The 21600-nt window shown below is 27.4% G+C and carries 26 protein-coding genes, 1 tRNA gene and 2 rRNA genes; 7 read left to right on the forward strand and 22 right to left on the reverse strand.

The window, feature by feature from the left end:
• Positions 1-244 precede the first annotated feature (244 nt).
• From Tmeso_RS10630 to Tmeso_RS10650, 5 genes are all read left to right on the forward strand, one after another.
• The gene (locus Tmeso_RS10630) at positions 245-919 is read left to right on the forward strand and encodes a TetR/AcrR family transcriptional regulator (protein ID WP_099190995.1); all 675 of its coding nucleotides are present in this window, start codon (positions 245-247) and stop codon (positions 917-919) included.
• 248 nt (positions 920-1167) lie between these two features.
• Entirely contained in the window at positions 1168-2601 is a 1434-nt protein-coding gene (locus Tmeso_RS10635; protein ID WP_099190997.1) for a putative glycoside hydrolase, read from the forward strand.
• Between the two features lie 11 nt (positions 2602-2612).
• Entirely contained in the window at positions 2613-3662 is a 1050-nt protein-coding gene (locus Tmeso_RS10640; protein WP_099190999.1) for a polysaccharide deacetylase family protein, read from the forward strand.
• Between the two features lie 172 nt (positions 3663-3834).
• Positions 3835-4263 (forward strand): Lrp/AsnC family transcriptional regulator, encoded by a 429-nt coding sequence (locus Tmeso_RS10645; RefSeq protein ID WP_099191001.1) that lies wholly within the window; start codon positions 3835-3837, stop codon positions 4261-4263.
• Positions 4264-4452: 189 nt separating this feature from the next.
• Entirely contained in the window at positions 4453-4647 is a 195-nt protein-coding gene (locus Tmeso_RS10650; protein WP_099191003.1) for an H-type small acid-soluble spore protein, read from the forward strand.
• 295 nt (positions 4648-4942) lie between these two features.
• Here Tmeso_RS10650 and Tmeso_RS16460 read toward each other — a convergent pair whose 3' ends face one another.
• The 7 genes from Tmeso_RS16460 to Tmeso_RS10680 form a co-directional block, all read right to left on the reverse strand.
• Positions 4943-5080 (reverse strand): hypothetical protein, encoded by a 138-nt coding sequence (locus Tmeso_RS16460; RefSeq protein ID WP_187296321.1) that lies wholly within the window; start codon positions 5078-5080, stop codon positions 4943-4945.
• Between the two features lie 259 nt (positions 5081-5339).
• A complete protein-coding gene (locus tag Tmeso_RS10655; RefSeq protein WP_099191005.1) occupies positions 5340-5729 on the reverse strand; it encodes a hypothetical protein in 390 nt (129 codons plus the stop codon).
• A 127-nt stretch (positions 5730-5856) separates the two neighbouring features.
• Positions 5857-6237 carry a hypothetical protein gene (locus Tmeso_RS10660; protein WP_099191007.1) on the reverse strand — a complete coding sequence of 127 codons (381 nt, stop codon included), beginning with the start codon at positions 6235-6237 and terminating at the stop codon, positions 5857-5859.
• A 165-nt stretch (positions 6238-6402) separates the two neighbouring features.
• Complete coding sequence (locus Tmeso_RS10665) at positions 6403-6996, reverse strand: N-acetylmuramoyl-L-alanine amidase (protein WP_099191009.1); 594 nt, start codon at positions 6994-6996, stop codon at positions 6403-6405.
• Between the two features lie 88 nt (positions 6997-7084).
• Positions 7085-7486 (reverse strand): hypothetical protein, encoded by a 402-nt coding sequence (locus Tmeso_RS10670; protein WP_099191011.1) that lies wholly within the window; start codon positions 7484-7486, stop codon positions 7085-7087.
• 112 nt (positions 7487-7598) lie between these two features.
• Positions 7599-7835: a BhlA/UviB family holin-like peptide gene (locus tag Tmeso_RS10675; protein ID WP_099191013.1), complete on the reverse strand. Its 237-nt coding sequence runs from the start codon at positions 7833-7835 to the stop codon at positions 7599-7601.
• Positions 7836-7859: 24 nt separating this feature from the next.
• A complete protein-coding gene (locus Tmeso_RS10680) occupies positions 7860-8405 on the reverse strand; it encodes an RNA polymerase sigma factor (protein ID WP_099191015.1) in 546 nt (181 codons plus the stop codon).
• A gap of 315 nt (positions 8406-8720) precedes the next feature.
• Here Tmeso_RS10680 and Tmeso_RS10685 point away from each other — a divergent pair, with 315 nt between their 5' ends.
• Entirely contained in the window at positions 8721-9083 is a 363-nt protein-coding gene (locus Tmeso_RS10685) for a MerR family transcriptional regulator (protein ID WP_242967913.1), read from the forward strand.
• A gap of 202 nt (positions 9084-9285) precedes the next feature.
• Here Tmeso_RS10685 and Tmeso_RS10690 read toward each other — a convergent pair whose 3' ends face one another.
• Both Tmeso_RS10690 and Tmeso_RS10695 read right to left on the reverse strand, forming a co-directional pair.
• Positions 9286-11133 carry an ATP-binding protein gene (locus Tmeso_RS10690; protein ID WP_187296322.1) on the reverse strand — a complete coding sequence of 616 codons (1848 nt, stop codon included), beginning with the start codon at positions 11131-11133 and terminating at the stop codon, positions 9286-9288.
• A gap of 13 nt (positions 11134-11146) precedes the next feature.
• On the reverse strand, positions 11147-12097 hold the full coding sequence (locus Tmeso_RS10695; protein ID WP_099191017.1) for a DNA double-strand break repair nuclease NurA: 951 nt from the start codon (positions 12095-12097) through the stop codon (positions 11147-11149).
• A gap of 145 nt (positions 12098-12242) precedes the next feature.
• Here Tmeso_RS10695 and Tmeso_RS10700 point away from each other — a divergent pair, with 145 nt between their 5' ends.
• Positions 12243-12488, forward strand: coding sequence for an AbrB/MazE/SpoVT family DNA-binding domain-containing protein (locus tag Tmeso_RS10700; protein WP_099191019.1), 246 nt, complete (start codon positions 12243-12245; stop codon positions 12486-12488).
• Between the two features lie 39 nt (positions 12489-12527).
• Here Tmeso_RS10700 and rsmI read toward each other — a convergent pair whose 3' ends face one another.
• From rsmI to Tmeso_RS10765, 13 genes are all read right to left on the reverse strand, one after another.
• A complete protein-coding gene (gene rsmI / locus Tmeso_RS10705) occupies positions 12528-13361 on the reverse strand; it encodes a 16S rRNA (cytidine(1402)-2'-O)-methyltransferase (protein WP_099191021.1) in 834 nt (277 codons plus the stop codon).
• Positions 13362-14114 carry a tRNA1(Val) (adenine(37)-N6)-methyltransferase gene (locus tag Tmeso_RS10710; protein WP_187296323.1) on the reverse strand — a complete coding sequence of 251 codons (753 nt, stop codon included), beginning with the start codon at positions 14112-14114 and terminating at the stop codon, positions 13362-13364.
• A 17-nt stretch (positions 14115-14131) separates the two neighbouring features.
• The gene (locus Tmeso_RS10715; RefSeq protein ID WP_099191023.1) at positions 14132-15025 is read right to left on the reverse strand and encodes a PSP1 domain-containing protein; all 894 of its coding nucleotides are present in this window, start codon (positions 15023-15025) and stop codon (positions 14132-14134) included.
• Positions 15022-15960 (reverse strand): DNA polymerase III subunit, encoded by a 939-nt coding sequence (locus Tmeso_RS10720; RefSeq protein WP_099191025.1) that lies wholly within the window; start codon positions 15958-15960, stop codon positions 15022-15024. The genes Tmeso_RS10715 and Tmeso_RS10720 overlap by 4 nt, the downstream gene beginning before the upstream one ends.
• Position 15961: 1 nt before the next feature.
• Positions 15962-16585 carry a dTMP kinase gene (gene tmk, locus Tmeso_RS10725; RefSeq protein ID WP_099191027.1) on the reverse strand — a complete coding sequence of 208 codons (624 nt, stop codon included), beginning with the start codon at positions 16583-16585 and terminating at the stop codon, positions 15962-15964.
• Positions 16586-16595: 10 nt separating this feature from the next.
• Positions 16596-18008 carry an aminotransferase class I/II-fold pyridoxal phosphate-dependent enzyme gene (locus tag Tmeso_RS10730; protein WP_099191028.1) on the reverse strand — a complete coding sequence of 471 codons (1413 nt, stop codon included), beginning with the start codon at positions 18006-18008 and terminating at the stop codon, positions 16596-16598.
• Positions 18009-18141: 133 nt separating this feature from the next.
• Positions 18142-18321, reverse strand: coding sequence for a sigma factor G inhibitor Gin (locus Tmeso_RS10735; protein WP_187296324.1), 180 nt, complete (start codon positions 18319-18321; stop codon positions 18142-18144).
• Between the two features lie 91 nt (positions 18322-18412).
• Positions 18413-18616, reverse strand: a complete 204-nt coding sequence (locus Tmeso_RS10740) for a DUF378 domain-containing protein (RefSeq protein WP_099191032.1) — start codon at positions 18614-18616, stop codon at positions 18413-18415.
• 111 nt (positions 18617-18727) lie between these two features.
• Positions 18728-20320, reverse strand: a complete 1593-nt coding sequence (locus Tmeso_RS10745; RefSeq protein ID WP_099191034.1) for a methyl-accepting chemotaxis protein — start codon at positions 20318-20320, stop codon at positions 18728-18730.
• 14 nt (positions 20321-20334) lie between these two features.
• Complete coding sequence (locus Tmeso_RS10750; protein ID WP_099191036.1) at positions 20335-20835, reverse strand: GNAT family N-acetyltransferase; 501 nt, start codon at positions 20833-20835, stop codon at positions 20335-20337.
• 325 nt (positions 20836-21160) lie between these two features.
• A 5S ribosomal RNA gene (rrf, locus tag Tmeso_RS10755) occupies positions 21161-21277 on the reverse strand.
• Between the two features lie 4 nt (positions 21278-21281).
• Positions 21282-21355: transfer RNA gene (locus Tmeso_RS10760), tRNA-Gly, on the reverse strand.
• Between the two features lie 149 nt (positions 21356-21504).
• Positions 21505-21600, reverse strand: a 23S ribosomal RNA gene (locus Tmeso_RS10765); the annotation flags it as partial.

A 21600-nucleotide genomic window follows, 5' to 3' on the forward strand; every position in this document is an offset into this window, starting at 1 on the left:
GATATTTTAAAGCTCAATTTCTGTTAATTAATTAACTTGACTTAATATTAACATAATCATGATTAGACCGCAATAGTATTTATAGTTTTTTTTTATATTTATTTAACAAACTATTGTTTTTTTTAATACATATTGTCTTTTTTTGCTATGCTTTTATAATATTTCTTTATTGTTGATTTTTATTTTTCATTGTATTATGTTCTTATACCATCATAAAATACTATTATAATAAGGAGGTTTTTGTATGGAAACCAAGAAGAACAAAAAACATTCTATGATGATGTGTTTTATAGACGCTACAGCTAAAATAATTGAAGAAGAAGGAATTGATTATGTTACTATTAGGAAGGTTGCTTCTTTAACTGGATACAATAGTGCTACCCTTTATAATTACTTCGAAAATTTAGATCATCTTATCTTTTCAGCTTGCATGAAATTTACTAAACCTTATACTGATAATCTACCTAGATATATTGAAAACTGCTTTAATTCGGTAGATAGAACACTTCGTATATGGGAATGCTTTTGCTATTACTCTTTTAGTAATCCCAAGATATTTCATTCTATATTCTTCGCTAAATTATCTAATTCTCTAAACGATTATATAAGTGAGTATTACGAAATTTATCCTCAAGAAATAAGTAATTCATATCACAGCATATACACTATGCTTTTAAAAAATAATATATATGATAGAGGATACATTTTATTAGATGAGTGTGCACAAGAAGGTTATATAAAAAGAGAAGATATATTAGAAATAAATGAACTTTTTATGCTTATATATAAGGGTATTTTGTCTAATATTATAGAAAATGAGATAAATATAGATATTGATAATTTTGTGTTAAAAACAATGAAGTTTATCAAAATAAATCTAAATCACTACTTAATTAAAAAACATGAATTGTTCGTGTAATTTTTTACATCATATACTACTTTATGTATTTTATTGTTAAACTTGTGTCGTTTTTTGTCTTTTTACTAAACCGTGTTTTCTTTTTTTCTTTCATTTTTCAGAATATTCGTCTTTATTTATGTATTTTTATTTTTTCAGAAATTAATATAAATAAAAAGTATTTCCATAATATACTCTATTAAACACTCCTTATTTGTATTAAAATAATATTATAAAAAACTTTAAGACATAAGAAAGGACAATCAATCATGAAGAAAAAATATTTGTTTTTAGTATCATTATTACTATGTTTTTCCCTTTTTATTGGGTGCAGTCAATCTTCTGTAAAAAACAATCCATCTCAAGAAAAGACACAAGTTCAAAATGAACAACAAGATACACAAAAAAATATTTTCTATGTTAAACCAACTCAATTAAATGTAAGAGAAACTCATTCCACTGAATCATCTATAGTTCATAAATTATCTAAATTTGATAAAGTTGAGATTATAGGTAATAATTCTTATGTTGATGAAAATGAAAAAGAAATAAAATGGTACAATATTAAATTTATTAATGATAGTAATGAGGATAAAATAGGATGGGTATCATCCGAATTTTTAACTCAAAATAAACAAGAACTTTTAAGTGAAAATTTAAAAGGTGTAGATTTATCCAATTATCCTAAGACTTATGAATATAAAAATAATAAAAGACGAAAGGTAAAAGGCATCTATGTTACGATAAATTCTATTCTTGGAGATAATTTAGATAGACTGATTAAGCTTTGTAATGGCAGCGAAATAAATGCTTTTGTGATAGATGTTAAAGATGATTATGGGAATATGTTATTTAAAACAGATGCATCTGACAAATTTGCTCTAAAAGCAAATCAACATGCAATAGCTAAAGAAGACATGTCTAAGTTGATTAAGAAATTAAATGAAAATAATATATATTTAATAGCTAGAATAGTTACATTTAAAGATCCGATTTATACAGAATACTACCCCGAAAGAGCAATTATAAATAAAGAAACTGCTTCAACATTCGTAAGCCAGGATGGGCTAAGATGGGCATCAGCTCATGATAGAAAGCTTTGGGAATATGATGTAAGTGTTGCAAAAGAGGCTGCTCAAATTGGCTTTAATGAAATTCAATTTGATTATGTAAGGTTTCCAGCATCTAATGGTGGTAAATTAGATGCAAAACTAGATTATAGAAATAATTCTGGGGATACTAGCAAAGCTCAAACTGTCCAAAGTTTTCTAAAGTACGCTAAAGAAAATATTTCACCTGAAGATGTATATGTAAGTGCTGACATATTTGGTCTTGTAGGTTCTGTTCCAAATGATATGGGTCTTGGCCAATACTGGGAAGCCGTTAGTGGAATTGTAGATTATGTGTGTCCTATGATGTATCCTAGCCATTATGGAAATGAAGTATATGGAATTGATATTCATGATGCTCATCCTTATGAAACAGTATTTCAATCAGCTAAAGATTCTGTTAAAAGAAATAAAAATGTAGATAATCCAGCTACTATTAGACCTTGGATACAAGATTTTACAGCATCTTGGGTTAAAGGCCATATTAAATATGATGAAGCCCAAGTAAGAGAGCAGATAAAAGCTTTAAATGATAATGGTATAGATGAATATATACTTTGGAATGCTGGTAATAGATACAGCTTCGAACAATAAGGAGGTTTATTATGAAAAATAAATCTATAATTATTTTTATTTTGTTAACTCTTTTATTGTCTGGCTGTTCTAAATCAAATGTTTCAAATAATGAAGTTGATTCAAAGATGTCAGATTCCACTCAACCAAACGAAATGAAAAAAGAAAGTTCTAATGTTAAGATAGATTATAACGAGATTAAACCAAATGAGCTTGGAAAAATAATGGTATTAATGTATCACAATATAGGACAAGATGAATCTACATGGGTTAGAACTCCTGATAATTTTAGAAAAGATCTAAATACTTTATACGAAAAAAAATATCGTACTATAAGACTTAATGATTATGTAAGCGGAAATATAAATACAAAAGCTGGTTTCACTCCTGTTGTTATAACCTTTGATGATGGAAATGAAAATAATTTTAGAGTATTTGAAGAAGATGGTAATATCAAAATTGATCCTAATTGTGCTGTTGGAATTTTAGAAGAATTTAAAAAGTCTCATCCTGATTTTGATACTACTGCTACATTCTTTTTAAACTCAAACATATTCAATCAGCCTGAATATGTAGATTATAAGTTAAACTTTTTATTGGAAAACGGATATGATATAGGAAACCATACTTTATACCATACCGATTTATCAAAATCTAATAAAGAAACTATACAAAAATCTATATCTCAAGAAATCGAAGTTATAAACAAATATATTAAAGATTATCCTGTAAACACTTTAGCTTTACCATTTGGAGGAAAACCACAGGAAGAAGATTATGTATATTCGATTAAAGGAGAATATAATTCTATATCATACAATAATACTGCTGTACTACTAGTTGGGTGGGATCCTTACAAATCTCCTTATCATAAAAACTTTGATTTTAGTAAAATTCACAGGGTTCGAGCTAGTGAAACTAACGTAGATAATGTAGGTTTATATGATTGGCTAAATGACTTTGATGAGAACAAACAAATAAGATATATAAGCGATGGAGATTCATCTACTATATGCATTCCTAAAAATTATGAGGATGTGTTAAATAAAAATATAAAGGATAAAATTTTAATAACTTATTAAAGTGAATTCCTATAGAATATGGGTATGAAAATAAAATTAATGCAAATATATTTTCATACCCATATTTTTAATTTAAAGTTTTAAGTTTATAATTTGCTATTCACTAGAAAAATGTTATAATCAATTTATATGACTAAATTTTAATCGTTATATTATATAATGGAGGTAAGCGATGGATTCTACGGATCGTAAAATTATAAAAATTCTTCAAAATAACGGAAGAATTTCAATGAAAGACTTAGGTCAATCAGTAGGCTTAACTTCTCCTGCTGTTTCAGAAAGAGTTAAGCGTTTAGAAGAGAATAATATAATTTTAGGATATAAAGCTATAGTAAATCCTAAAAAGTTAAACAAGAATGTGAGTGCTTTTATAAATATATCTCTTCCAGCGGATAGATACTCTCATTTTGTTGATTTTGCAAATAATAATGATAGCATAGTAGAATGTCACCACATAACAGGTCATGGCTGTGTTATTATCAAGGTTATGATGCCTAATATGGACGATCTTGAAAGTTTAATAGATACTATTAAGCAAATGGGAAGTACTCAAACTCATATTATACTTTCCTCACCTATAGAATCCAAGTCTATATTATAGAAATTCGCTTCATATATCAATATTATCTATAATTTGAAACATTATGTGGATTATTAAAAATATGTCTATGAAAATACGTAAAAAGCAACTGCTTGTATTTTTATAGGCATATTTTTTAATTCTATATAAAATAAATACTTTTACATATTATTATTTGATTTAGAAATAATAATCTAAGGAGGTGTATCTATGATTTTAAGAAGAGCTACTGAAATAATACAATCTAATGATACTGTTGAGGTTTTGTATCAAAATGAGCCTGTATGGCTCGAAAATATTGATAGTAGAACAGAAACTGTTTATGTAAGAAGTATAGATAACGATAAAAGAATGGTAGTCCCTATTGTTGAGTTAGTTGAAAATGAAAATATAGGAAGGCATTAAAAAAACAGAAGATTATTATCGCATCTACTCATATCTCCAGCCAGCTCTAGCAAACTTCGTTACTTAAAAAAATCCTTACTAATTTACTTCACTTATTTATTTTATCTATAAGTTGAAATATTATTTAATGTGGATAATCAAAAGCTATCTATAAAAATATCGTGAATACAATAATATTTTTATAGATAGTTTTTTAATAACAGTATTTCTATATGTTTTCACTGTTTAAATAGACTATAGTCTATTTAAGCATATAAAGTAAAAAAACAACTCTAAACTGTTCTTTTTGATGGATTTATCCTAACACTCCCAAAATTCCAATAATATTTTTATAACTTCCTCTTTGACAATAAATCGTATCGCAAACTGCTGTATTAGACATAGACCCAGCAACCGTGTCACCACATACAAAGTATATGTGAAAAATTAACATCGTTTTGTTGTTTAGGCATAAACTATGCCCTAAACATAAATTTAAGGCATAGTTACAATACTCTCTTTTAATCATTGAAATTGCTATACATTTATTCTTAATTAATAAATATAAGCTAATCTTAAATAAAAATTTATTCTAAAACAGTATTTTAATACCGAAATAACCATTATTAGTAAATTACTTTGCGTCTGATGCCACAGATGCTAGTTATACACGAACATGTATATTAAATTAACATTTGAAGCCTGTTTTTTTATTATTTATGAACTTCATAATTTATAGATGTATTTATATCTGCAATTTCACCAGAATGATTTCTAAATTCAAGTTTTAGCTTATGACCATCAATCCATACATTTAATAAACATGCCTTCGTATCCATAACATTTTCTGTATCACCATGTGGAATTAATTCTGGATCTACTAATCTATGTTTAATACGAGATATAAGATCATTTCCTATCTTCGTTCTACGTATTGAATAAGCTTGTTCTTTAATTATTCCAAAAACAATTATATCTTCCTCGTCGAATGTAAGTGTTCCTCCTAAAAAATCATTTGCTGGCAAATTTATTTCATGAGTGTAATAAGATTGGTTTCTCATAAGAGAATCTATATTTCCTTCACCTTTTATTGTTTGTCTCATATTAATCTTCTCCTTTTTAATTTTTTATAAAACATAACTTATTGGCCAGTTTGTTTTGTCTTACACTATATAAAGACGTTTTTACTTTGAAATATGTAAACCCTAAATATAAATATAAATATTAATATTACTTATGAACTGAATAATATACGCTTTTATTTATATCTGCAATTTCACCAGAATGGTTTCTAAATTCAAGGTTTAATGCACTACCTTCAATCCATACATTTATTAAACATGCCTTAGTATCCATAACGTCCATACTATCAGTATAGTGTCCAATCAACTTAGGCTCTTTTAGTCTATGTCTTATAACTGTTCTACCGTTATATGTGTAAATTATGAATGCTTCTTCTTTACTTGTTCCAAATGATAGTACATCATCTCCCCCAAATGTAAGATTTCCACCTGTGAAATCAATGCTTGGTAAATTTATTTGGTGAATATAATATTCACTATTTCTCATAAGTTTATTTATTACATTATTACCTGTTATTGTTTGTCCCATATTAAATACTCTCCTTTTAATTTTTTGTTTATAAAACTTAACTTACTGACCAGCTTGTTTTGTCTTACATTATATAAGGACGATTTAATTTTTAAAATGTAAACCTTATAATCGCTTTTTTGAAATTATTAAAAAATAAAAAGCTATCTTCATTTTTAAAGATGACTAAAGTATTCTTAATATTTGATTTGGATAAATTATATCTGTATTCAAGTAATTCAATTTCTTCAATTCATTAACTGACATGTTAAATTGCTTTGATATTGACCACAAAGTATCTCCACATTTTACTGTATAATTATCTATTTCTTGTGTTTTATATAAAGCTTCTTTCTTTATTTTTTTTAAAGGATAGTATATACCAGGACAGTCCGTTAAATTTAATTCTCTATGCCCATTAATTGTTTTAATTCCATATTTAGTACATAAATATATACAAAGTTCTATTAATGACTTTTCTTGCCCTACAGGCATGTTTTCTTTTGTATAGTTTCCTTGTGTACATATTCCTATTGTATTACTGTTATGATTCAAGCAATGGGCCCCTATCGCTTTTTCTGGCCTTCCTCTATAGATTAGACCTTCTTTCGTTATAAAAAAGTGATATCCTATGCCGCTCCAACCTCTATCGTCTTTATGCCATCTATGAACGTCATATACGCTACAATTGCTATGTGCTGCATGATGAAGTATTATATTATTTGGTTTATTTATATAGTTAAGTTTTCTAAATTCTAAATTTGTATCTATGATATTCATATAAATCACCTTTTATTTTATATAGTTTTTAATATTTATAACAAAAGGTATTGATTAAAAATCAATACCTTTTGTTTCTTAAGAAAAATTATTTATGAACTTCCCAGCCCATATCACATCTTAAATCTTCATAATCTTTACTATAATCAGCATAATCATGTTCAAATTCTAATTTAATATAATTACCTTCTATCCATATATTATTTAATGCTAAATATGCACCATATATGTTTGCACCTTCATCCTCAGAACTAGTTGCTAATTCACTTCTCATAGCTCTATGTTTAACAATCATTGAATTTGTAGTTTTACTTTTAAAAATAGAATATGCTTGTTTTTGATTTGTGCCAAATACAAATACATCATTTTGCTTAAATGAAAGACTTCCAGCTTTAAAATCACTTTGAGGAAGTGGTATTGAAACTGTTGCATTTTCTCCTTTTCTAATTATTGTATTAAATTTAAATCTACCGGTTGCTATATTAGACATTTAAAATACCCCCTATTTTTTATGCTAAGAAAAATTTGCGTTGGCCAACTTAATTTATCTTATACTTAATAAAGACGATTTTATTTTGATTTTGTAAACATGTTTTTTTAAATTATTTATTATTTTTTTTAAATACATAACTCTTAATCTCTTCTACATCTTTTTTCACATCTTCAACGATATTAAGCTTATCAGTAAGCTTAGATATAATTCCTTGATAATTTTGCTCTCTTTCTTCTTGCCTAAAATCTCTTTTCTCTTGAGTTTTTAAAATATAAAAAATAAGAGCAACACTTAAAGCTGCCCATATTCCTTGTGTTGAAGCTAGTTCAACTATTTTCTTTTCCACAATTCCCTCCTCCTTCCTTAAATATTAAACTATTATACATTTTTCTTTCTCTAAATAACTTTTTAGTCTTTTTAGTGCTCTATTTTTAGATTTATTTACAGCTTGTCTTGAAATATGTAATTTATTAGATATTTCTAAGTCGGAATATCCTTTCAGAAATTTTTCTACTAAAATAATTCTTTGAATATCAGTTAACAAATTTAATAGATTATCGATAAAGATTTTATCTTCAAGTTGATAATTCGTTTTATCTTCTGTAATTTCTAAGTTTATTTCTAGTTCCTTACTAATTCCCTTTACATGTTTTCTATATAATTCTGTCCTTTTATTTTTTATAGAATTGTATATATAGTTTGTAATTGCACCTTCATTTTTTAATTCTAAATTACTTAGTTTTATTTTCCCTATTGTCTCTATTACCCCTATAATTAAATCTATTTCTGCCTCCTCATATTCTAGCTGTTTGCTAAATTTTTTAATAGTTCCTTTAAATTTATTTATTATTTGAGTCAAAGCTTCTTTATCTTTGTCTTTTGATTTTTTAACTAATGCTCTAATAGATTCATTCATACTAGTTATCCCCCTAAGTCAAATACTCAAATTTATCTATTAAAGACGTTTAGTTAAGGGAAATTGTAAACATTAAAATTTATAATTTGTATTTTAGTGCATTTTATTTCATTATTTTCTTTATTCATGTCATATTTATATATGTTTTTTGAGAAAGAAGAAAGGTATTATAATGGAAAATTTTTATTTTTATAGTAAAATAAAAAAGGAATATAAAGTAAGATGGTTAGAAGTTGAGGATTATTTATAATTTAACCTCTTGACTCTCCAGTTACAGGAGCATATAGAATAAGTTACAAGAAAGGAAGTGAGTTAATGTATCGTATAGGCGATTTTTCAAAGATGAGCAAAACTACCATTAAAACATTGCGATATTATGATGAAATAGGTTTATTAAAACCTGAATATGTTGATAATTTTACAGGCTATCGTTTTTATACTACTGTACAGCTTGTTAAACTCCATCGTATCAAGTCATTGATACAAATTAGTTTGTCAATTGATGAAACAAAACTAATTATGTCTGGTTATAACGGAAATAACATATTAGAAAAACGTAAGAAAGAGCTTAAAGTAGAGATTGAGCGCGGTACAGAACAGCTTTCTAGAATTGAATTTATTCTATCAGGACAAGAGGAGGAAAATTTTATGAATTATCAAACTATCATTAAAGAATGACCGTTCCAAACTACGACTCCTATTTTGAGCTTATTCCTGCAATAGGAAAGGTCAATTGTGAAAAAGTGATATAGAAAAAGAGTATTACCTCTAGATATTGTATATATTTATGTTTTTGTATAAATCAAAGGAATAACTTTAATAAGATGTAAAGTATTAATATTTACTTTACATCTTATTACAAAGATATATATTAAGAAACCTATTTATTCACAATATCATAAACATATCCCCACATATTCTCTCCCTTTATAAGTTTCTTATCATCAACTAGTCTATCAAGTTCCATTTCTAGCTGTTTTATATTCATATTTACTTCATTTCTCTCAAGTGTTATTAATATATCATCAAGTTCCATTTCTTTTATTGGAAATCTATTTTTTATAATATCAAATATCTTGTTCTTTGAGCTTTCTATGAACATACTTAATTCATCAAAAGGATTCTCTGTATGAGGGCTTGTACTCTTAGCCATTCTTATTCTAACAGGTATTGTTCTTCCAATTATAGCTGATGATACGAATGTATCTCCTGATCTTAAATAAGGAAGTCTCTTTGCTTCATCTGCACTTATATCTGTTTCTTCTTTTATAGTTCCTATATCAGATGCTCTTACAGTTCTAAATACGAATTTAGTGTTTAACTGTGCAGTTACAGTTTCGTCTAATAAAGTTGGTCTTTGTGTTGCAAGGATTAAGAATACTCCATATTTTCTTCCCTCCTGAGCTATTTCTTTTATTATAGATTTTGATGGGGATTCATACCCCTTTGGAGCAAAGTTATGTGCTTCATCGGTTACTATTATAAAAGGTGGGAAAAAGTCAGTATTTTCTACTTCCTTGTATTTAGCGTCCTTATAATCTCTTCTCTTGTGGTATAGTTTGTTTAAAAGGTATGTAGAAAAAACCTGTATAAGCCTCATATCCCCTTGTATTACTATTAGTTTGCCTTCTTTGATACTATTTTCTATGGGCTGTATATCCTTTGAAAAAATTCCTTCATTATAGAGTCTAGTTAATCTCCATATAACTCCACTTACAGATTGCGGCGGGCACTTTATATTGTATTCTAGGAATAATTTTTGTATATCAGAGTATTTTTTCTTTTCATATACTTCTTCACTTGTGTTCATCTTTTCGTATATTTTTTTCTCAGAACCTAATCTTTGACCTTCTGCTAAGTACTCAAGCCTTTTCAAAAATGTCATGTATGTATCTCTTGCTTTGTATATATTATCAATTACATTACTCATAGAATCTGTTATATTCCCCGATGCTGTAAGTAATTTTTTTAGTTCGTTTTTATTTAAATCTTCAAATTTAACTCCAACATCTATTCCTATTTGATATATAGTGAATTTATTTTTAAAGTCAGTTAAATATTTTTCTTCTAAATCAGGGCATTTATTTGAAAAATCCATTTCAAAGTGCGGATCTAATACTACAGTCGGTATATTAAGCTTCATAATTTCTTCAAGTATAACTCTACTACCAAAGCTTTTTCCAGAACCCGACCCTCCAAATATACCTATATGAGGATATTGCTGCATTTTCTTTATATCAAATATGAATGGGATCCCTCTTTGATTTGTTACTCCTTCTTTATTCCATATGCAAAATGTATCCTTAAGGTCATCATCCATACTATTTTCCATGTCTTCTGTAGATTTTATTTCTCCAAGTAACAATCCTTCGTCTTTTTCACATTTTATAAATAGATTTTTTACTTCTTTAAAATGAGGTTTTCTAACCTTAGCTCCTGTACATATAGGATACTCTGCTTCTTCTAAAAGCCTTATTTTAGCTAGATGTATTGTCTCTTCCCCAACTTTATATCCTAATTGACTAAGAGAATTTAATACATTAGAATCTATAAGTCCTCCATTTATATTAAGTGGTATATATCTATTGTATGACATTGTTTCAAATACTTCTCCCAATTGATTTTTTTGATAGTCATCTTCTATTACTATTATTTCATTTATTTTAAATGGTCTTTCTTTAGTTACAACACTTACTTCTTGTTGTGTAGTAATACCTACAACCTGCATATTAATTCCCTCCTTACAAGCTTCTTTCATCCCTTTTTGCTTTTATAAATAAATTAGATAAGTCTTTATCTATATATGTATCTATTAAAGCATTCATCATTTCATCCGTTATTTTTACTTCTTTGTCGACAATGTCAAGCCATATAGGTATTCCTCTTGAGTTCTTAGGGGTTAGTGTATATACTATATCGCAAAGCTGTTGCATATTTTCTTTTTGAATTGATAAAAAATCCATGGCTATAACACTAGGATCTGATGATGTTCTCAAAAAACAACAATCTATATCCTCTTTAATCTTTTTAGATTTTTGAGGTATTATGTTTATATATTCGCCTTCATTTAAAGATCCAAACAGAACCTCTTTATCGTATACATCATCCCCTATATCTATATCTTTTGATTTTAATACTTGTCCCATTTCTTTAGTTTTTATTTCTTCTATTATACCTATTAAAAGTATATTGTTTTCTATGCATTTTCTTTTAAGTTCTTTCCACTTTTCATAGCATTTTATACTGTATGTCATTAAAGATCCATCCATCATTATAATATATGGATTATATTTTTGTATACTTTGAATTGCAACTTCGGCTTCTAGCTCAGTCATTATATTTTCTTCTTTTTCTTTAGCTTTTTCACTATTGAGTTTGTCTATTAATGGAGAAAATACTTCGTATAATGATATAGGTTCTTTAATTAAATCCATACTCTTTGCAAGTGCACTTATAGCTACTAAGTAATGGGGATGTAAATTTCCTTTTTTATTTTTACTTCCATCTACTCCAATTATATCTCCTTTCTTTCTAATTTTTATTAATTCTTCATCACTAAGCTTTTTCATGATTTTTATATCTAGTTCTTGTCGAATCTTCTTAGTTCCTATGTTTTTTAGAGGTTTGTGTATGGTTTTTAATTGATAATTAACCTCTTTAAAATTATTAATTAAATTATTATTTAATTTCAATTTATTTTCACCTCTTTTGTTAACTTTATGTTAAGTTTTAACTTATTTAATCAGTTTATATTGACTTTTATTGTCAGCCTTGTTATTATTTAAATATATAAATTGTCGAAAAATGTTGTTAGTTTATAATACAGGAGGTATAGTTATGAAATCTACAGGAATAGTAAGAAAAGTTGATGAATTAGGAAGAGTTGTTATACCAATAGAATTAAGAAGAACATTAAACATTGCTGAAAAAGATGCTTTAGAGATATATGTTGATGGCGAGAGTATAATATTAAAAAAATACGAGCCAGCTTGTATATTCTGTGGAAACGCAAAAGATATTAAACATTTTGCAGGTAAGAACATTTGTCCTGATTGTGTAGAAAAATTATCTGAAATGAAGTAGTTTTATTAAGCTAAAAAGTCCCCTAGGGGACTTTTTTTATTATACATCTAATACTTCTTGGTAGACTTCATTTTTAGATAATTTTCTTTCTTTAGCAACATGTTTTATAGCATCTTTTTTAGTCATTCCGTCTTCTATAAGCTTTATTACATACTCATATATAGTTAAATTGTCGTTACTATTTAAGCTTTCTATTTCCCCACTAAAACCCTCTAATATAAGTACAAATTCTCCTTTTATTTCTCTTTCTCTAAATATATTCAAAGCTTGATCAACACTAGTTCTTATTATCTCTTCGTATTTTTTTGTAATTTCTCTACATATGGATATTTGCCTATTTCCTAATATGTTTAATATATCAGAAAGTGTATTTTTTAGTCTATGCGGAGACTCATAAAAAATTAAAGTTCTTTTCTCATGTTTTAATTCTTCTAGTTCTTGTCGTCTTGTTTTTTTATCTCTATTTAAGAATCCTTCAAATGCAAATTTTCTCGTTTTGAGTCCACTTCCAACAAGTGCAGTTGCAAACGCAGTAGCCCCAGGAAGTACATTTACATTTATGCCCTCATCTATGGCTTGTCTTATAAGATCTTCTCCTGGATCAGATATTCCAGGCATACCAGCATCAGTAATTATGGCTACGTTCTGCCCATTCAATATTTTTTCTATTATAATGCTTCCCTTACTGGCCTTATTATGTTCATGATAGCTTGTAAGAGGTTTTGATATACTATAATGATTTAAAAGCTTTATACTGTGTCGAGTATCCTCTGCCGCTATTAAATCCACTTCTTTTAATGTATTTAATGTTCTTATAGTTATGTCTTCTAAGTTTCCAATTGGCGTTGCACATACATAAAGATTACCCTTCATTTAATTCTCTCCTATATCTTGTTTTGAATAAATTTCCTTTATTTCATCTGTATATTCTCCATCTTCTTTATATACATAAAGAGGATCTAATATTTTAAGTTCTGGTTTTCCCGCCTTTGTGAATGCAACCATCATTAGATTAGGAGCTTTATCTACTTTAGGATGAATAAACTGTATTTCTTTTGGCTCTAATTTATATTTTCTAGATATAGTTATTATGTCGGCTATTCTTATTGGTCTGTGTATCATAAAGAATTTGCCATGGTGCATTAATAATCTAGATGCTGCTTTTATAACATCTTCTAGATTGCAGGTTATTTCATGCCTTGAGATGGCTTTTTTATCATTTATATTCTTTAATCCATCGGGCTTCATATAAGGGGGGTTAGAAGTTACTACATGGAATGTATTAACTTCAAGTATATTGTCTATATTTTTTAAGTCTTCATTTACTATCCTTACCCTATCCTCTAAGTTATTAAGATTTATAGATCTATTTGCCATCTCAGCAACCTGTTCTTGAATTTCAACACCTATTACTTCTTTAGCTCTACTTTTACCTGCTATTAGTATAGGTATTATACCCGTTCCTGTTCCTAAATCTACTACTTTAGCATTATTTTTGACTTTACTAAAATTTGCAAGAAGTACTGCATCTATTCCAAAGCAAAACCCTTCTTTATCTTGGATTATTTTAAGCCCTTTTATTTGAAGATCGTCTATTCGCTCACTGTCTTTTAACTTTATATCCATTTTGTTCTCCTCTTTCATTAATCTTCTAACATCTTAAGCTCTTTTAATGTTTGCGGATCTATTTGCTCATTTTTCTTGCAGCATCCTCCACATTTTTTAGGTTCTTTTATAATACTTATTTCGTGAAGCTCATATACATTAAATTCTGATTTTTTTCCTTTATCTATCTCAACCTTTACTTTTTCTGCTAAAGTATTTGTGTCTGTTATTTTTCCTTTTCCAGCAGGGGTCATAACTATAGTTCCAACAGATGGCATATTTTCTAATATATCGCTGTATGTATTGTGTTCGTATTTCAAGCAACAAAATAATCTTCCACATATTCCAGATATTTTGCTTGGATTAAGTGATAAATCTTGATCCTTTGCCATTTTTATAGAAACTGGTTGAAAATCTCCAAGCCAAGTTGAGCAGCAAAGAGGCTTACCGCAAGGTCCAAGTCCTCCTATTGTTTTTGCTTCATCTCTTACTCCTATTTGTCTAAGCTCTATTCTAGTTTTGAATATTGCTGCTAACCCTTTAACTAAATCTCTAAAGTCCACTCTGCCTTCAGCTGTAAAATAAAATATAAGCTTATTTCTATCAAATGTATATTCCGAATCTATTAAATACATATCAAGTTCATATTCTTTTATCTTTTCAACGCAAATATCGAAGGCTAATTTAGCTTTTTCTTGATTTTCATTATATATATTAGTGTCTTCTTCTGTCGCTATTCTTACAATAGGCTTAAGAGGTGCTACGATTTCTTCCTCTCTAACTTCTTTAGGTCCCACTATTATATTCCCATATTCAAGACCTCTAGCCGTTTCTACTATAACATTCATATCTTTTTTTACATCAAATTCAAGCGGGTTGAAATAGTATATTTTACCTGCTTTCTTAAATCTAATTCCTACAACTTTTATCATTTAATCACCTCATATATATTTAAAATCATCGTTCCTATTGCCATATTGAAATTGCAATTATTCATAAGATTTTTATTACTTTCATCTATTATATCAATAATATTTGAAATTTGGAAATAAGTAAATTTCTTGCTTAAGCTACTTAAATATTCTATCTGATCTAAATTTATTATAAGACTTTCATCTACGCCTTGCTTTATCATTAATATATCCCTAAAATAAGTTATTAATATATCCATAACCTCATTTAGTTTTGATTTATGTTTTTCTAGTTTTGAATTAATAGTATACATATTTATTAAGTCTCTAGATTGTATTATATTTAGATATTCTTGTATTTCATTTCTTTTATTATTAAATTCTTCACTATAGCATAAATCTAACGCTTTAGATAATATTCCCATAGAAAATGAAGCTATGACCTTTGACCTTTGCCTATCTATATTTTTATTATCTATAAGATAGTTTTGTATTTGTATTTGTGTAAGTGGTGAAAATTTAACTACTTCACATCTTGATTTTATAGTATCTAGTATTGAACTAGAGTTTTCAACTACTAATATTATTAAAGCAAATTCAGGCGGCTCCTCTAAAGTTTTTAATAAAGCATTTTGAGCTTGTACTGTCATCTTATGAGCATCTTCTAGTATATATATTTTTTTATTTTTGTATGGCTTTATTATTATATCTAACTGCATATCTCTTATTTGACTTATTTTAAATGAAGCTCCATCTGGTTTTATTATCTTAAAATCAGGATTATTTTCTAAATTATTAGTTTCAAGGATCATTTTAGATAGTTCCATGCTAAACATCATCTTTCCTATTCCACTTTGACCTTCAAATAAATAAGCATGGCTTATTCTATCTTTTTTCATGGAATTTAAAATAAATTGTTTTGCTCTATCATGGCCTATTATATTATCAAAATACATTTTAATTCTCCAAAAAAGTATCTATTATATTTATTATTTCCTGATGAACTTCGTTTATAGACCCATTAGCTTTTACTTGTTTAATTCTTTTAGGATACAAATCTTTCAACTTTTTATACCCATTAAAAACGTCTTCATGAAAAGTACCTTTCTCACTTTCTAATCTATCCAAATTACCTCTATTTTCTTTTCTCTTTTTTGCTTTATCCATATCTATATCAAATAGTAAAGTAAGGTCTGGAATTACATCCTGCATTGCAAATAAGTTGAGATTGTATATATTCTCTATTCCTAGATTTCTACCTATTCCTTGATATATAAGACTTGAGTCTATGAACCTATCACATATTACTATATTATTTTCTTTTAATGCTGGCTTTATAAGTTCCTCGACATGTTGAGCTCTTGATGCTGCATATAGTAGAGCCTCTGTTCTTGAATGCATGATTTTGTTTTCATTATTAAGTATTATATTTCTTATTTTTTCACTTATTTTAGTTCCTCCAGGCTCTCTCGTAAGTACTACATCATGTCCTCTATTTTGCAAATAATCTTTTAATAATTTTATTTGAGTAGACTTTCCCGATCCATCAGGCCCTTCTATAGTTATAAATAATCCTTTCAAAATATCACCTCTAGTCTATTATCTTTATAAAATCTAAATTTTTATCATCCATACCAGTAACATTCATACCTATTATTTTGCACTTTTTCACATATTCTATTATTTCTTTAGTTATTATTTCTCCTGGAGATAATAAGCTTATACCTGGTGGATATGGAATTATATATTCTGCACATATCTTTCCTATTGAATCTTCTACAGGTATACTTTTTTTGTTTGAATAAAAAGCTTCTCTAGGGTTAAGTTCTTTTTTAGGAATGCACTTTGGGTAATCTACTTCTACTAAATTTTTATCTCCTATTTCATTATCTATATATCCTAGTGCTTGTCTTAATTTTTCAAAGTCACCCTTATCATTTCCTATGGTACATATTAATAATACACCATATAGATTAGATAGTTCCACTTGTATATTATACTTTTGTCTTAATATATCTTCTACTTCATATCCTGATTTATTTAGATTCTTAGTTATAATATACATCTTGGTTATATCTTTGTTCTTATATTCATATAAAGATATATTTTTTAAATTTCTTATATAATTTTTAGTTTCATCTATATTGTCTATTAATTCTTCCATTAATTCTTTACCATGTTTTCTATATATCTGTAATGCCATTTCAATAGATGCCATCAACATATAAGATGGTGATGATGATTGAATTATTTTAAGAAATGATTTTAATCTAGTTATATCAACTCTGTCAGATTTGACATGAAGCATTGATGATTGAGTAAAAGACGGAAGTGTTTTATGCGTACTTTGAATAGATATATCTGCTCCTTGTTCAGTAGCACTAACTCCTAGTCTCTTACTAAGTCCTATATGAGATCCATGTGCTTCATCCACTATGAGTATTTTATTTTTTTTATGTAGGTATTCTGATATTGATTTAATATCAGTATTTATTCCATAGTACGTAGGTGATGTTATAAGTACAGCCTTTATTCCTTTATCTTCTTCAACTAACCTTTTTATATCCTCTAATTTTACCTCAAGAGATATACCACTATCCTTATCGATATCAGGATTTACGTATATAGGCTCTATATCACCTAATATACAGGTGTTTATAACAGATTGATGGCAATTCCTATTAACTATTATTTTTTCTTTTAATGAGCATACAGCCATTATAGAAGCCTGTATCCCACATGTAGTTCCATTAACTAAAAAGAATGTATAATCTGATTTGAATAAATTTGAAGCTATCTCTTGAGATTCTTTAATTATTTCCTCTGGAGAGTGTAAATTATCTGTTCCTTGTATTTCAGTTGTATCTATATTAACTATATTATTTTTAAAATCACTATAACCTAACCTATCAAATATCTTCCCATTTTTATGCCCTGGAACATGAAAAGATATTATATTGCTATTTTTTATATCATTGAGTTTATTTATTATAGGAGTATTCACAGTATATCACCCTTATATTTCAATATTTTGGTACTTTTAGGTTTTGCTCCGAACTTTAAAATTTTAATTTTCGATACCTAATTTCCTATTCATTATAACAAAAAAGCTATACTTAAAGTATAGCTTTTAATATCTAAGATAAATTATTCCTCCACAGACTTTTTACTTTGCTTTTATAGTATTCCATTTTTAGTTCGCTTCCTTCTTCATCTATCATCTCTTGTTCGCAATTCCTACATATATAGCTTCCTAATATCTCTATACCTTTATCCGATTCTTTATTACATATGTAACATGTTCTATTTGTTTGCACATAACCATCCCCTTTCTTTATTATATTATTTACATCATTATTAAATTGCATACAAAAATAGAAGGATAAATCCTTCTATTTTTTAGTTTATCTATACACGATCTTTATCGTCTCTAGAGTTGAACAATAAGGTGATAGCATATATACCGGCTATTCCAACTAAAGCATATATAGTTCTACTTAGAAATGAAGTAGCTCCTCCAAACAATGTAGCTACTAAATCAAAACCTAATAAACCTATTAAACCCCAATTTAAAGCTCCTATTATAACTAAAACTAAGGCTAGCCTTTTCATATTTAGCCACTCCTTTTCATTGTATTTAGTTATAGTATTTGTATCTTGTAATAAAATATTACATCATATTATTTCTGTATTATGTAATAAATGGTATAACCAAGCGAATTTTTATTCTACTATTACATCTGCCATTATACATCCCAATATATTTTTATCTTCTCCTATTATAGGTATAGATATTGCTACACAATAATGTCCAGTGTCTACTGATATATATGGATTTGATTTGAATTGATTTCCGTTTATTGATTTTTTAAAATAGTCTCTGTGTTTAAAATTTTGGACAAAATCTTCTTCATCTATATTTGACACAGTACTATATCCTTGCTTATTAAGAATACATATAACTTCAAAATAAGGGTTAGATTTTACTATGTTTTTTAATTTATTTCTGATATTAGTATTACTGTTTTTTGATAAAATATTTTTTTCATTGGATATTTCTTTTAATATATCGAATGCACCTGATATTCTATTATTCATATTTTCATCTAATTTAAAGCTATCTAGATATTTTTTCATATATTTATATGTATCATTAGACATATCTTCAAGCTGTACAACAGATGATGCTATTGATTGTATTGCAGAGGAGTGTTCTATCCCATCTTCATTTATTTTAGACGATACTTTATTCGTTTCATCTACTATAAATGTAAATTCTTTTATTATTTGATTTACTTCTTGAGTTAGTTCTAATTGTTTATTTGAGCTTTCATATATATTTCTAACATCTGTTATAACCTCTTCTGATTTCATATATATATTTCCTAAAGAATTTATAGATTCATCAGCTATACTTATATCTTTGTTTATTATATTCATTTCACTTTGCATTTTATCAGATATATCTTTTATTTTATCTGTTACTAGATTTATTATTTTAGATATTTTGGCTACAGACTCTGAAGATTGAACTGCAAGCTTTCTTATTTCATCAGCTACAACAGCAAATCCTCTTCCTGATTCTCCTGCTCTTGCTGCTTCTATTGCTGCATTAAGAGCTAATAAATTAGTTTGTTTTGATATATTTTCTACCTCATCCGTTATATTGTATATATCCCTTACTTCTTTAGTTAAAGTTATTATTTCATCTGCCATATTATTTCCAGAATTTTTACTTTGCTTTAATAAATTTACTACCTTAGTAAAAACTTCTTTATTATGTTTTATAGTATCATTCATATTCTCGACTTCATTTATAGCTCTCCCAGAATTGTCCTTTGATATACTTGCATGTTCAAATAACATTTTAGATGTATATTCAAGCTTATTAATTTCATTTAGTTGGTACTCCATTGTTTTAGATAAATCATCTATTGAAGATAGTGTTTCATCAAATGCTGTTGAGTTATTATATACATTATTTGATATTATATTTGTATTTTCATTAAGCTTTTGCGATAAAGAATATGTATTAGCTATTATATTTCTTACATCTTGTAAAAATTCATTTAAATTTTTCCCAAATATCCCTAAATCATCTGTGAAAACTTGATTTAAATTTCTTTCTTTTAACAAATTTGATTTATCTATATTTTCTTGTGATACATTTTTCTTATTGTTAATAGTGTTAATAATATTCATAGTTATCAATACTATTAATACTCCTATCCCAAAATATAACCCTTGTAAATGTTTTATAAAAAATATAACTAAAGTAGCAATTATAGAATTTAATATTATACCTATATATTTCATCTTTTTTACCTTCCTTATATATTATATCTTCCCATTATATATTCATCTTCATACTTACCATTTCGTATTGCTGCATATTTCCTTCTTCCTTCTATTTTAAATTCAAATGATTCATATAGTTTTATTGCTTTTTCATTATCTGCAAAAACTCCAAGTTCCACTCTTTTTAACATTAACCAATTATCAGCTAAGTCTAATATTTCTTTCATAAGTTGTTTACCAATTCCTATTCCTTGATACTCTCTATGTACCATAATTCCTATACTTGCACTATGTCTAAGCCTAGGTGTATGATTTACATTAAGTCCTACCAAACCTACTACTTTATTTTCTTCTTTTAATTGAGCTACTAATATATGCTTATTTATATCTATATTTTGAATAAATTCTTCTGTATATTCTAATCTTTCACTTGATATGCCTAATATATTTTCTTTTACACCTTCCATTCTTCTAATCTCGTTTATATAGGGTATATCCTCTATTTTAACTGCCCTTATAATAACTTTGCTCATCTTATTCCTCATCCCCCTCAAAGAAAAAATTCGTCTATTCCCTAACTCGATGACTCATGTCGCCAACGATCCCTAATGGGCTCCGTTGCTCAAAAATATTTGCAAGTGTAGTTCTTCAATCAATATTATCCACAGATTTAAAATCATATAGTTCCTTATGTGTAAAAAATCTATACCACTATATTTTATTATATTATTTTACGCTTATATTTATCAACATTAATTAAATATTCTTTATAATGATAAAAAAACCTTTATTATGATAATATTTTTAATTTAATAAATTTTTATATAAAAAAAAGACTGTCAAATGACAGTCTCTATTACGTGGCTACGTCCTACTCTCCCAGGAGGCTGCCCTCCAAGTACCATCGGCGCTAAAGAGCTTAACTTCTGTGTTCGGAATGGGAACAGGTGTATCCTCTTTGCTATAATAACCACATATTTGGAGCGGGTGAAGGGAGTCGAACCCTCGCAGCCGGCTTGGAAGGCCGGAACTCTACCACTGAGCTACACCCGCATATCCTATTGTAAGTCTAGTATTGATTTTTAATATTTTTGAGCGCCTTTTAAATAATTATTTATCCTTGTATGTTAATTAAAATTATTATTTAAGTTAAGCGATGAAATATTATAAATTAATACTCTCAAAATTGATCAGATTTAAATTAGGTTAAGTCCTCGATCTATTAGTATCCATCAGCTGAACTCATTACTGAGCTTACACCTTGAACCTATCAACCAGGTAGTCTTCCTGGGATCTTA

Source organism: Tepidibacter mesophilus (assembly GCF_002724055.1).
Classification (GTDB): Bacteria; Bacillota; Clostridia; order Peptostreptococcales; family Peptostreptococcaceae; genus Tepidibacter_A; species Tepidibacter_A mesophilus.